We start from the raw sequence: 13,884 nt of genomic DNA, 5'->3' as shown, positions 1-13,884 counted from the left end.
ATGACCGTGGTTTTCTCACAATTGATGAAATTAGCAACACGCTTAAAGCGTTTGCACACCATGGTATCGAAAAAGTAAGGATCACTGGCGGAGAGCCAACCCTTAGAAAAGATTTTATAGATGTTGTTCGCGCGGCAAAAGATGTCGCGGGCATAAAAAAAATTGCAATGACTACCAATGGTTTTTCTCTTCATAAGAATATTCATGACTGGGTAGATGCAGGCTTAAACGCCATTAATGTAAGCATTGATAGTTTAGATTCACGCATGTTTAACACCATTACTGGGCATGACAAATTTACCTCAGTAATGAAAGGCATTGATACTGCGCTTGAAACGGGTATTGATTCGGTAAAAATAAACAGCGTGCTGATGAAGCAATACAACGCAAAAGAGTTTGATACATTTTTAAACTGGGTTAAACACCGTCCCGTTACCATCCGCTTTATAGAATTGATGCAAACAAACGACAACAAAGCTTTTTTTGATGCTAACCATGTTTCTGGGCAAGTTTTAAAAACTCAGTTATTACAAACGGGTTGGCAGCAAGTTGCGCGTAGTGCATCAGCAGGTCCTGCTCAAGAGTTTGCTCATCCTGATTATCAAGGCAGAATTGGTTTGATCATGCCTTACAGCAACGACTTTTGTAGTACCTGTAACCGATTAAGGGTTACAGCAAAAGGGAATCTGCACTTGTGTTTGTTTTCTGAAGAGGGTATTTCGCTAAGAGAATATATGAACGACAGTTCAAACAGTGAATTAATGGCATTGTTATCTCGTTATATTAAAACCAAAAAGCCAACTCACCTTTTACACCAAGGTAATACAGGTATTACTACTAATTTATCCATGTTAGGTGGCTAGTTGTTAAAGCCACTTAGTGATATTAAAGCATCAAACGTGTTTCTAAAACACACTACATTATCCCTAAAATGTAAATAACTGGTTGTATCTACATGGTTTTATATCAACAAGGCTTGTTAAATTGTATTTTCACGTTAAACTTACTTTTTATTTTTATTAAGTGATTAGAATGGATATCGCGGCTCTTAATAGCACTAAATCATTAAGAAAGGACGTTCTGAGAGGGATGTGTCTTTGTTTTGGTTTTTTATCGGTAGGATTTGCGGGATTTAATTTAACCGTAAATAACTTTCCATTGCTTGGCTACATCGAAATCTGTTTTTCTATTTATTGTATATTTACTTATATTTCACTTATACGCCGTCCACTACAGTTTTGGCAATCCTTAATAATGTGTGTACTTATAACGCTAATTGTTATTTTAGGTACATCCTTAGCATCGCCTCGTAATGGTGTGTTTGTATGGTCATTTGCATTACCTATTTTGTACTACCTGTTATTAGGTAAACAATATGGTGTAATTTTCTCTGCAAATTTATTAGTTATCCAAGTGTTTATTTTAGGGAGTAAGTCTACACTTGCCCCCTTTGAAACTTTTAACTTATCCCTTAATCTACTCTGTGCTTATTTAAGTATTTGGGCGATTTCTCATGTTTTTGAAGGGAGCCGCTCACATTTTTCAAAGCGCCTTAAAAATTTAGCGTTACTTGATCCGTTAACGGGTGCAGGTAATCGCCTTTCAATGAACCACTATTTTGAAGTTGAACTACAAGATAAGTCACAGTTATATTTGTTTTTACTCGATTTAGACTTTTTTAAGCAGATAAATGATGAGCATGGCCATGGTGTCGGTGACCAAGTACTTATCGAAGTGGCCACTTTACTAAGAGTTGTGCTTGGTAGAGGGTATGTATTTAGAGTAGGCGGTGAAGAGTTTGCTTTATTTAGCTCTTTTGCAAATGAAGAGGCTGCACTTAATACCGCTGAACAAATAAGAGCACGCTTTGAAAATACCACATTTGACATTGACGGCCTTGCAATTAATGTTACAACCAGTATTGGTGTTGCAAAATTTAAAAGTACTAATTCATTGGAAAGCTTTGTAAACCAAGCAGATAAACAGTTATATAAAGCAAAACAATTTGGCCGCAATAAAGTGTATTGTAAGTTTAAAAAAGAACATGACTACGAAACGGTAGTTGCTTAAGCAGGGTTACTTAATACATTTGCTCAAAATTGGGGATCCCGTTTTCCCAAATCGGTTTATCTTTTCCTAAATGCTCGCGCACAGCATCAAAAAACAACCGGGTCCTCACTGGTAAATCTCGGTGCGGATATACGGCATACATCGCACTAAACTCCATCAGTTTTACATCGGTCAATAAAGGCACTAGCTTACCTTGTATTATTTCATCACCAATAATAAATGCAGGGGCAACAAAGTAAGTTGTTCCCGATAATGTTTTCATTAACAATGACTCGGCATCATTAGCACGAAACACACTTTTTATTTTTTGCTCGCAGCGTTCACCCTTACTATCGTAGTAATCTATGGTTTCTACTCGAATAGAATTACTGGCATAGCTTGCTGCTGGTAATTGCGCTAACTCTTCGATTGTTTTTGGCATACCGTAAGTTTCAATAAACTGCGGTGCAGCTAAAATTAATAATCGGTTACGCGCTATTTTACGTGCAATAAGTGACGAATCTTTAGGCTCACCTACACGAAAAGCCAAATCAAATCCTTCAGAGACTATATCTACTAATCTATCGTCTAAACGCAGTTCAACTTCTACTTGAGGAAAGCGTTTTTGAAAATCATTAAGTACAGGTTGTAAATAACGACGACCAATAAGTGTTGAAGAAGTGATTTTTAATACGCCACGCGGTTCTAAATGGTAGTTTTCAGCCATGCGTACGGTTTCGCCGAGCAGCTCTCTAAGCTCAGCGGCTTTTTTGATCATTTCGGCACCCGCCGCTGTGAGCGAAAATGAACGCGTGGTTCGGTTAAGTAACCTAACGCCTAACTCATCCTCTAAACGGCTAATTTGTTTAGATATAACAGAGCGATCTATGTTGCGTATTTCTGCAGCTTTTGCAAAAGAGCCTTGCTCAACCACTTCAAGTAACATTAAAAGTCGACTTGTTGTATCCATTATTACACCTTAACTAATCTATTGATGCCATTTTGGCATTAATGAATTTAAAAATCTATGGTTTTTACACACGGGTTTAATCCGTATTATGCGAGGCTAATCAACAATGGAGCGTCTTCATGAACAAACATCTAATTGCTGCTGCACTTACTGCGGCATCTTTAACACTTGCGGGTTGTGCTGATGAGAGCACAGCTCAATCAGCACCTGCACAGCAACTTCAACCAATTGATGTAGCACAGGTGCTTGTTAAGCCGGTACAAAGCTGGCACACATATACAACTCGTTTAGAGTCTCCACAAGAAGTTGCTTTAATGCCGCGTGTATCGGGAATCATCGATAGCATTGAATTTAAAGAAGGCGACGTGGTTAAAGAAGGCGATGTTTTATTTCAATTAGATGCTCGCCCATTTGCAGCGGTTGTTGCAAGCTTAAAAGCACAAATCAATAGCGCAGAAGCTGCCTTAGAGCAAGCTAAAAGTGAAGACAAACGTGCGGTACGCTTATTAGACCGCAAGGCAATCTCAACTGAGCAAGCACAAGCGCGTACTTCAACACTACGCCAACGCGAAGCACAGCTTTCTGCACTTCAAGCACAACTTACTTCAGCAGAGCTTGATTTAGAGTTTACGTCAGTAGTATCACCAATTGATGGCATTATTTCTCGCGCAAATATTACCAAAGGTAATAACATACTTGCGGGTCAAAGCGTATTAACGTCAATTGTTTCAAACCAAGCTATGTACGCTTATTTTGATGTTGATGAACGCACATGGAATAGCTCTTTTAATGATGTTACTGCTGCGAGCCACCAAACTGTTGTAATGCAAAAAGTGGGTCAAAGCGATTTTGCATACAAAGGCTACATTAACTTTATTGATAACCAAATTAATTCATCAACGGGTACATTACGCGTACGTGCGGTATTTAATGAAGACAGCAACCAATTACGCGCAGGCTCGTTTGCACGTATTAAGCTTGCAGCCAACTCTATTAGCGACGCGATTATTATCCCAGAACGTGCAATTGGTACCGACTTAAAAAATCGTTTTGTATTAACGGTTGGCGAAAACAACGTACTTGAATACAAACTTATCACTACTGGTGAGCGTTACGGTGCATTACGTGCGGTTACATCGGGCCTTAACGAAGGTGATGTTATTGCTGTAAATGGCCCAGCTCGCGTAGGCCCTGGTATGCCAATCTCTCCGCAAACAGTAACAATTGATACAAGTGGTGTGGCATTTACATTGTTAAATGACAACGCACAACTTGTGGCTAAGCAATAAGGTTTATTGATGAAATTCTCGCATTTCTTTATACAGCGTCCAATATTTGCGGCCATGCTGTCATTGGTTATTTTAATTGCTGGTGGTATATCACTATTCCAATTACCAGTTAGTGAATACCCAGAAGTAGTTCCTCCAACAGTTGTTGTTACCGCTAACTACCCGGGTGCTAACCCTACCGTTATTGCGCAAACAGTGGCAACACCGCTGGAGCAAGAAATTAACGGTACTGAAAACATGCTATATATGTTTTCGCAAGGTACCAGTGATGGCCGCATGACACTAACGGTAACCTTTGCGTTAGGTACCGATTTAGACCGTGCTCAAGTACAAGTACAAAACCGTGTAAACAGTGCACTTCCGCGTTTGCCAGAAGAAGTACAACGTTTAGGTGTTGTGGCTGAAAAGTCATCACCAGATTTAACCATGGTAGTGCATTTATACTCTCCTGAAAAAACGCACGACACAGCTTACTTATCTAACTATGCTGATTTAAACATTAAAGATGAAATTGCGCGCTTACCAGGCGTAGGTGATATTCGCATGTTTGGTGCTGGCAAATACTCAATGCGAGTATGGCTAAACCCAGATGCACTTGCTGCACGCGAATTAACAGCAACAGATGTAGTAACAGCACTTCGCTCGCAAAACCAGCAAGTTGCTGCAGGTAGCTTAGGTGCGCAACCAATTTCAAACGACAGTCAATTTCAAATATTGTTAAACGTTAAAGGTCGTTTAAACAGTATTGAAGAATTTGAACAAGTTATTATTAAAGTAGGCGACGAAGGTCAGTTAACGCGTTTATCTGATATAGCCCGCGTTGATTTAGGTCAAGACACTTACGCACTGCGTGCTGAGCTTGATAACCAACCAGCTCTTGCAATGCCAATATTCCAACGCCCAGGTTCAAACGCTATTGAGCTTTCCGATCAAGTACGCGAAACAATGGCGCGCTTATCTAAAGATTTCCCTACTGGTGTTGAATACGACATTGTGTACGACCCTACGGTATTTGTTCGCGGCTCAATTGACGCGGTAATTGCAACGTTGCTTGAAGCAATTGTGCTGGTAGTTATTGTTGTTATTGTATTTTTACAAACCTGGCGAGCATCAATTATTCCGCTAATTGCTGTGCCTATTTCACTTATTGGTACGTTTGCCGTAATGCAGTGGTTAGGTGTCTCAATTAATACCTTGTCGTTGTTTGGTTTAGTATTGGCCATAGGTATTGTTGTAGATGATGCGATTGTAGTTGTTGAAAACGTAGAGCGTAATATTGAAAAAGGCTTATCGCCACTTGAAGCAACCCGCGTTGCAATGAGTGAAGTAACAGGCCCTATTATTGCCATTGCGCTAGTACTAAGTGCTGTATTTATTCCTACTGCGTTTATTACCGGTTTATCAGGTCAGTTTTATAAGCAATTTGCACTTACAATTACAATTTCGACGATTATCTCAGCGTTTAACTCATTAACGTTATCGCCTGCGCTTGCTGCATTGTTATTAAAATCGCATGATGCAAAACCAGATGCATTTACGCGTTTACTTAATAAATTGTTTGGTCGTTGGTTATTTAAACCATTTAACCGCGTATTTAATCGTGGTGCTAAAGGTTACGAAAAACTGGTACAAAAACTAATTCGTATGACCGTTGTTGTAATGGTGGCTTACATTGCACTTGTTGGTGGCACAATTAAGTTATTTGATACCGTACCAGGTGGCTTTATTCCACAGCAAGATAAACAGTATTTAGTGGCTATTGCGCAGTTACCTGACGCATCAAGCCTTGATCGTACTGAAGACGTACTTGCTCAAATGCAGCAAATTGCATTAGAAGTACCAGGCGTTGCACATACAGTTGCTTTTCCTGGCTTATCAGTGAACGGTTTTACTAATAGCCCTAACAGCGGCATTGTATTTACACCACTTGAAAGCTTTGACAAACGTACCGACCCAAGCCAATCAGCGATGGCGATTGCTGCAGAGTTGAATAAACGTTTTGCTGCCATTGATGAAGCATTTGTAGCGGTATTTCCACCGCCGCCAATTCAAGGTTTAGGCACTACCGGTGGTTTTAAACTGCAAATAGAGGACAGAGCTAATAAAGGATTTGAAGCCTTATTTAATAGTCTGCAAGCCGTAATTACTAAAGCGCAACAAGACCCTGCATTAATGGGCTTGTACTCAAGTTTCCGTATCCAAGTTCCACAAATGGATATTGATATTGACCGTGAGCAAGCGCTTATTCAAGGTATTCCACTTGATGAAGTATTTAATGCACTGCAAATTTACTTAGGCTCTGTGTACGTAAATGACTTTAATATGTTTGGCCGAACGTACCAAGTAAATGCACAGGCTGATGCTGACTATCGCTTAGATCCTGATCAAATACTTAATTTAAAAGTACGTAACCGCTCAGGTAATATGGTGCCACTGGGGTCTGTACTAACTGTAACTCCAACGATTGGTCCTGACCGTGTTATGCATTACAACGGTTACCCAAGTGCAGAGCTAAATGGTAGCCCAGCGCCAGGTTATAGTTCTGATCAAGCACAAATTGCTATTGAAAAAGTACTCGCAGACACACTACCAACAGGTATTGAATATGAGTGGACTGAAGTAACGTACCAACAAGTACTTGCCGGTAACACCATGGTTTATGTATTCCCGTTAGTTGTATTACTTGTATTTATGGTACTTGCAGCGCAGTACGAGAGCTTACGTTTACCACTGGCAATTATATTAATAGTACCAATGACTATTTTCTCAGCCTTGTTAGGTGTGTGGTTTGTTGGCTCAGACAACAACATATTCACCCAAATAGCGTTAATAGTACTGGTCGCGTTGGCTTCTAAAAATGCAATATTGATGGTTGAGTTTGCAAAAGATAGACACGACTCAGGCTTATCGCACTTAGAGGCAATACTTGAGGCATGTCGTATGCGCTTGCGCCCAATATTAATGACCTCAATTGCATTTACAGCAGGTGTTGTACCGTTAGTACTTGCCACCGGTGCAGGCGCCGAAATGCGACACGCAATGGGTAACGCAGTATTCTCAGGGATGATAGGTGTAACCGTGTTTGGCCTATTGTTTACGCCGGTATTTTATATGTTAGTGACTAACAAAAAAGAGAAAGCGCAGGAGAATACTCATGACTAAATTAATGCAAAAAAGACTTAAAACAAGTCTGACCGCCAGTGCAGTATTAGTCGCTGCGTTTTTAGCCGGGTGTGCGAGTAAAATAGACACCATGAGCGAGCAAAAAGCCGTTAACGAATTTGTTGCCAAAGCTAATATTGCTAGTAACGTTAGCGTTGCTGATGAAACAAACTGGTGGAAAAAGCTTAATTCTGATCAACTAAATGAGCTTGTTACCGGTGCGCTTGCAAATAACTATAATTTGCAAACAAGCCAGCTAACACTTAAAAGTGCATTAGCGCGACTAGGAGAGCAAAAAGCCCAGTACCTTCCGCAAGGTGGCGTAAATGTTGGCGCAGCTCGAAGCGATGCACCAAGCGTTTATGACCGTCAATCAAGTGCAAACGTTGCACTTGATTGGCAGCTAGATTTATTTGGTCGTATAACGGCGTTGGTTGATGCTGCAAATGCATCAGCCATGAGCCAAGCAGAGCAAGTACGTTTACTGCAAATTGAAGTTGTTTCGTCAGTCGTTAAAGGCTTTGTAAGTTATCAAGGCAATGTTGAAAAACAACACATTGTTACGCTTCAAATTGAAGCGCTTGAGCAAAGTATTGACGTTCTTCAAGCCCGTGTTGACGAAGGCGTCGCAAACGAGCTTGATTTAAACCGTACTATGGCGCAGCTTAGGCAGCAACAAGCACTAATGCCTGCCATTGAGTATGCAAAATACAGCGATTTATCTGCCCTTGCAGTACTAAGCGGTAAGTTAGCGCAAAATATTGCTATTGAAAACGAGCAAGGTGTGCTTGAACGTGACTTTAGCGTAGCACTAAAAAACGCTAATAATGCCATTGCCTTACGTCCAGATATTAGCCGTGCATTGTTTGATTTTAGCCAAGCAAATAGTTTAAGTGTTGCAGCTAGCAAAGCGTTATTACCAGATATTAGCTTATCTGCATTTGCAGGGGTTGTGAGTATAGATAGCACAGGCTTAAAAAATACCGACCAACAGTGGCAAGTAGCGCCGCAGTTGCAATGGTCGTTATTAAGCTACCCAGCATTATTAGCACAGCGCGACGCGCAGCAGTTTTTAAGTGAAGCCGCTTACAGCGATTATCAACAAGTAGTATTAACTGCACTAAGTGAAAGTGAACTTTCATTGCAATTATTGGTCAATCAAGCACAGCAAAAACGCTTTGCTGACGAACGCTATGACTTTGCTAATAAAGCATTTTTACAAGCACAAGCAATGTACGAAGAAGGTCAAATTCCTTATCTTGAGTTGTTAGATGCGCGCCAGGATGTTTTAATAGCACAAGAAAATGCTGTTGAAACAACAATCACTTCACTGCTTGCCAAAGTAAATGCTTACCAGTCATTTAATGGCCAATGGAGTTATGCGTTAAACGACACTAATAAGTAGAGTTATATTGATGCCAAATACTGAAAATTTACATGAATACATTATCCCGCAAATGATGCGCGCTATTGTACTGCCAGAACCAAATGAAGCAATTGACTTAGCGGATGCTGAGCTGCCTGTTCCTATTTGTGCAGATAACGAGCTGCTTGTAAAAGTAGAGTACGTTGGTTTAAATCCAGTTGATGGTCAATTTGCTAAAACAGGCTTTTGTAAATGGCAGTATCCACACATTTTAGGCTTAGATGCCGTAGGTGTTGTGGTTAAAGCTAATAAAGGTGTGTTTCCAAATGTTGGCGAGCGGGTTATGTGGCATGCCAACATTGGTGAGCAAGGTGCTTTGAGCGAATACACCAAAGTACCTAACTTTGCAGTGTCGGTTGTGCCAAGCAGTTTAAATCCGGCCATTGCAGCAACACTTCCATGCGCCGGTATGGCAGCACTTATCAGCTTAGATAAAATAGGCATTAGTGAAGGCGATACTATTTTTATTGAAGGCGGAGCCGGAGCGGTAGGGCAGTTTGCTATTCAATATGCAAAGCAGCGCGGTGCAGACGTATTTACCACAGCATCAAAGCGTAATCATAAGTTGGTTAAGCAGTTAGGCGCTGATGTGGTTTTTGACTATAGCGATAAAAAGCTATGCGAAAAAATCCGCAGAGAACTTGGCCCACAAGGCTTTGATGCGGTTATTGATACGATTGGTGGTGAGTGTACTCAGCGTAATATTGAGTTAATGCGTTTTTGCGGACGTATTGCCTGCTTAAATCCGCTCCCTTGTTTTGATCAAGACTTAATGTATCACCGAGCGCCCAATATTAGTGTTGTATCGATTGGTGGTGCGTGGCTTGCTAATAGTTTATGTGCACAACAACGTTTGAGTTTTATGGGCAACCTGTTACTTGAAGGATCTGTTAGTGGCGACATTAAACACCCAGAAATAACGCCCGTAGATTTTAGTGCTGAGTCAGTATCGCAAGCACTTAATAAACAACTTGCTGGTGGTTTTACCGGCAAGCAAGTTGTTAAAGTTGCTAAGTGAAGCGCTTATACAATTTGATTTAAATTTAAGTAGTTTTAGCTAGATTAACTGATAATGTAGCCTCTACAAATTGAATAAAAACGTAGCCTATTTGTGCTGCGTTTTTTTATGCCCATAAAAAAATAGATACAGCGCTAGCGCTTTTGCTGTTTTATTCATCATTTTAGCTAAAATACTTTTTTTCAGCGTACAACTGTAAGCCTTTGTGTTTCAACAGTTTACGTTCAGGTAAAGAAAATAAATTGAAAAAACTGTTAATTAATTGAATAGAGTAATTGATCTAAACGATTTTTTATGACGTAATGTAGTTATTATTTAGCTGGTCGGATGAGTTCAATCATGAGTTTACGTACAAAACTAAAAAAAGTATTACCAAGTATTTCTATCACAGAACAAGAAGCGCTAGACGCGGGTGATGTATGGCTTGAAGGTTCTATCTACCAAGGTAAGCCTGATTTCAGTGCACTTCGCGATGTACCTGCTGCTACATTAAGCGCAGACGAGCAAGCATTCTTAGACGGTCCAGTAAAAGAACTACTGGGCATGATTGACGATTCAGTGATTCAAAACGGCATTCATTTACCAAATGACATCTTAGAATTTTTGAAAAAAGAGCGTTTTTTCTCGCTTATCATTCCTAAGTCGTTTGGTGGTTTAGAGTTTAGCCCTTATGCAAACTCTACTATTGTTGGCACAATTGCGACTAAGAGCTCAGCAGTTGCGGTAACCGTAATGGTTCCTAACTCGTTAGGCCCGGGTGAGTTATTACTCCACTTTGGTACGCAAGAACAACAAGCACATTACTTACCACGCCTAGCAAATGGTACAGACATTCCATGTTTTGCATTAACAAGCCCAGAAGCGGGTTCTGATGCAGGTGGCATTCCAGACATTGGTACAGTTACTAAAGGCATGTATAAAGGCGAAGAAGTACTTGGCCTTGAGATCACATGGGACAAGCGCTACATAACGCTTGCACCTATTGCTACTGTACTTGGTTTAGCTTTTAAAGTAATGGACCCTGATGGTTTATTAGGTGGCAAAGAAAGCTTAGGTATTACCTGTGCACTTATTCCAAAAGAGCACCCAGGTGTAGAGCTTGGTAATCGCCATGACCCAATGGGTATTCGTTTTTACAACGGTACTACACGTGGTAACAAAGTATTTGTACCAATGGATTTTGTTATTGGTGGACAGAAAAACATCGGCCGTGGTTGGCAAATGCTGGTTAGCTGTTTAGGTGCTGGCCGTGGTATTTCATTACCTGCGCTAGGTGTTAGTACAGCACAAGTTGCATTTAAATCAGCATCAGAATACGCAGCAGTGCGTGAACAGTTTGGTTTAGCCATTGGCCAGTTTGAAGGTATTCAAGAAAAACTAGCTGACATTGCAGGTAAAACATACCTACAAGAAGCAATGCGCGTACTTACAACTGAAGGCTTAGGCATGGGCTTAAAACCATCAGTAGTAACCGCAATCGCTAAATACCACATGACAGAGCTTGGTCGCGACGTGCTTGATTCAGCAATGGATATTCAAGCAGGTAAAGCGATTCAAAATGGTCCACAAAATACATTAGCAAGTGGTTATGTTGCTCAGCCGATTGCCATTACGGTAGAAGGCGCGAACATTCTTACACGTAACCTAATGATATTTGGTCAAGGTGTTATGCGTTGTCACCCATACTTACAATCTATGGTTGAGTCAATTCACAGCGAAGACAAAGGCGCAGATAAAGAATTTAACGGCATTTTGCGTAAAACAATTGGTTACAGCACAGCAAACAGCTTACGTGCTTTCCGCCTGGGGGTTTTACCATTTACAGCAAGTGCTAATTCTGAATTACCAGAAGTACGCGACTATGAAAAAGCAGTACATAAATTATCTGCAAAACTTGCAGTGTACGCAGACTTTTCGTTACTTGTACTTGGCGGTAAGTTAAAACAAGCAGAAATGCTATCGGCACGTTTAGGCGATGTAATGAGCTTCTTATATGCAGCTATGGCATCAATTAAATACTACGAGCAAAAAGTATCAAGTAGTGACCGTGAGCAAGCAGCGCCGTATTTCCATTACGCGACTCGTTTTGCACTACAAAGTGCTGAAGAAGCATTGCATAAGTTTTTAGATAACTTCCCTGCAAGTGGTACACGTAAGTTTATTCGTTTCATTACAATGAACTACTCAACTAAAATGCCAAAAATTAGCGACGATTTAATCCGCAAACTAGCTAAGCAAGCTCAGCTAGATACCGCATTTAAAGCGCAAATCACGCATTTAGTTAAACCAGTAGTGGGCGATGGCCATCATATTAATGAGCAAGCTTACAAAGCTAAAATGGCATCACTTGGCGAACTGGCTAAAGTTAAAAAAGCATTACGTGCTAAAGTAATTAAACCAGGTATACGCTTTAACATCACGCTTGATAACGCACTAGCGGCAAACGTAATCACACAAGCTGAACACGTTCAGTTAATTGATTACAACATCAAACGTGAAAAAGCGATTCGTGTAGATGAGTTCGATTTTGATATGAACCTACTAGACGATAACGCACAGCCGATTAATCCGCTTAAAAGTGTAGTTAATCAGTAAGTTAAAGTAATTAAATTCAATGATGCAAAGCGCCCGCAGTATCGGCGCTTTTATTCTTGAAAAGTATTAGTGTGGAGCCCCGCTTGTGTAAAAACAAGCGGGGCTTTTTTTATGTTTTTAAAATGGAAATAGATGACGGTATTGGTTTGAAAGTGAATATGTATCTGTAGAGTATTAAAAAGAGACGCTTATAATCTTGAAAAAGGGCTAATAACCCCGTTAGCGCCTTGCTGCAGTACATGGGTATATATTTGCGTAGTACGCACATCACTGTGACCTAGCTGTGTTTGTACTGTACGTATATCAGCGCCGCTTTGCAGCAAGTGCGTAGCAAATGAGTGGCGCAAAGTGTGTGGGGTAACGTGTTTGTTAATTTCAGCTTTTGTTGAAGACAGTTTAACTGCCTTTCTTACCCCTGAATGATCTAAGTGGTGACGTCTTATTTCTCCTGTTTCAGGGTCCGTACTTAATTTATGTGATGGGAACAGAAACTGCCATTGTAAAGACTTATTAGCGCTTGGGTATTTTTTACTAAGTCGATGAGGCATCCATACGCCGGCGTACGCATCATTTTTTAAATCTAACTGTAAATATTCATCAACTTGAATTATTTGATTTCTTAGCATTGGTATTAATTCTTCAGCAAGTGTCACAATACGATTTTTATTACCCTTGTCGTTCCAAATGCGTATGTTTTTATAGTCGAAGTCAATATCTTGAACTCTTATTTTTACTGCCTCCATCAGCCGTAAACCACTTCCATATAGCAGGCTTGCTATCAAATAATGTCGTTTATTTATATTTCTAAAAAATAGCGACACCTCAGTTTGTGTAAGTACGACAGGAAGTTTCTGTTGGCGGTTACTTTTAACGAAGTTTAAATCTAATGAGAGCTCATTTTTTATAATATGTTTATATAAAAAAGCAAGTGCATTTAAAGCGGTTGCTTGTGTTCTCGCTGCCACTTTTTTAGTGACTGTTAAGTAATTTAAAAATATTTCTACTTCATTATTGCCCATACTGGTAGGGTGCCGCTTATTATGAAAATGGATATACGCAGTAATCCAAAAGACATAAGTTTCAATAGATTTTTTAGCATAGTGATGGCTATACATATAATTGATAATACTATTAAGGAAAGGAGAGTTAGTTTTCATTTTAAATCTCAATTATCTGTATTTATATACAGTATTGGCGTTTTTCCTCCTAAGTCAAGAAATGAGGACGTTTTCCTCTTTTCTGCATTTTAATAAAAGAACAGCCTGACTTAAAGTTTAAAGCTGGCAATGTGTTACAGGATTTGTTATTAATATTAAAAATAATTAAGGGGACATACATTGCTCATAAAAAGAGGAAAGTGTCCTCTGATAAAGCT

At 39.9% G+C, this 13,884-nt stretch carries 9 protein-coding genes; 7 read left to right on the top strand and 2 right to left on the bottom strand.

Translation table 11 applies throughout. The annotated features are described in order from the left end of the window. Both moaA and CXF89_RS16770 read left to right on the top strand, forming a co-directional pair. A partial coding sequence (moaA, locus tag CXF89_RS16775) for a GTP 3',8-cyclase MoaA (RefSeq protein WP_121955253.1) occupies positions 1–863 on the top strand: 863 nt, incomplete at its 5' end. A gap of 169 nt (positions 864–1,032) precedes the next feature. Further along, positions 1,033–2,070, top strand: coding sequence for a GGDEF domain-containing protein (locus CXF89_RS16770; RefSeq protein ID WP_024593166.1), 1,038 nt, complete (start codon positions 1,033–1,035; stop codon positions 2,068–2,070). A gap of 10 nt (positions 2,071–2,080) precedes the next feature. Here the strand turns inward: CXF89_RS16770 and CXF89_RS16765 are convergent, their stop codons facing one another. Continuing rightward, complete coding sequence (locus CXF89_RS16765) at positions 2,081–3,019, bottom strand: LysR family transcriptional regulator (protein WP_007582020.1); 939 nt, start codon at positions 3,017–3,019, stop codon at positions 2,081–2,083. A gap of 119 nt (positions 3,020–3,138) precedes the next feature. Here CXF89_RS16765 and CXF89_RS16760 point away from each other — a divergent pair, with 119 nt between their 5' ends. The 5 genes from CXF89_RS16760 (at position 3,139) to CXF89_RS16740 (ending at position 12,509) form a co-directional block, all read left to right on the top strand. Next, positions 3,139–4,308, top strand: a complete 1,170-nt coding sequence (locus tag CXF89_RS16760; RefSeq protein WP_010553924.1) for an efflux RND transporter periplasmic adaptor subunit — start codon at positions 3,139–3,141, stop codon at positions 4,306–4,308. A 9-nt stretch (positions 4,309–4,317) separates the two neighbouring features. Next, entirely contained in the window at positions 4,318–7,470 is a 3,153-nt protein-coding gene (locus CXF89_RS16755; RefSeq protein ID WP_121955252.1) for an efflux RND transporter permease subunit, read from the top strand. After that, positions 7,463–8,875 (top strand): TolC family protein, encoded by a 1,413-nt coding sequence (locus CXF89_RS16750; RefSeq protein WP_121955251.1) that lies wholly within the window; start codon positions 7,463–7,465, stop codon positions 8,873–8,875. Before CXF89_RS16755 ends, CXF89_RS16750 begins: the two co-directional genes overlap by 8 nt. A gap of 10 nt (positions 8,876–8,885) precedes the next feature. Beyond that, entirely contained in the window at positions 8,886–9,914 is a 1,029-nt protein-coding gene (locus tag CXF89_RS16745; RefSeq protein WP_121955250.1) for a zinc-binding dehydrogenase, read from the top strand. A 339-nt stretch (positions 9,915–10,253) separates the two neighbouring features. Next, positions 10,254–12,509, top strand: coding sequence for an acyl-CoA dehydrogenase (locus CXF89_RS16740; protein WP_121955254.1), 2,256 nt, complete (start codon positions 10,254–10,256; stop codon positions 12,507–12,509). Positions 12,510–12,697: 188 nt separating this feature from the next. On the opposite strand, the gene CXF89_RS16735 is transcribed toward CXF89_RS16740, so the two are convergent. Further along, positions 12,698–13,666, bottom strand: coding sequence for an integron integrase (locus CXF89_RS16735; protein ID WP_121955249.1), 969 nt, complete (start codon positions 13,664–13,666; stop codon positions 12,698–12,700). Positions 13,667–13,884 lie beyond the last annotated feature (218 nt).

Source organism: Pseudoalteromonas sp. MelDa3 (assembly GCF_002863625.1).
GTDB lineage: Bacteria > Pseudomonadota > Gammaproteobacteria > Enterobacterales > Alteromonadaceae > Pseudoalteromonas > Pseudoalteromonas arctica.
Note: the sequence above shows the minus strand (reverse complement) of the source record. Positions and strands in the feature narration are given on the sequence as shown.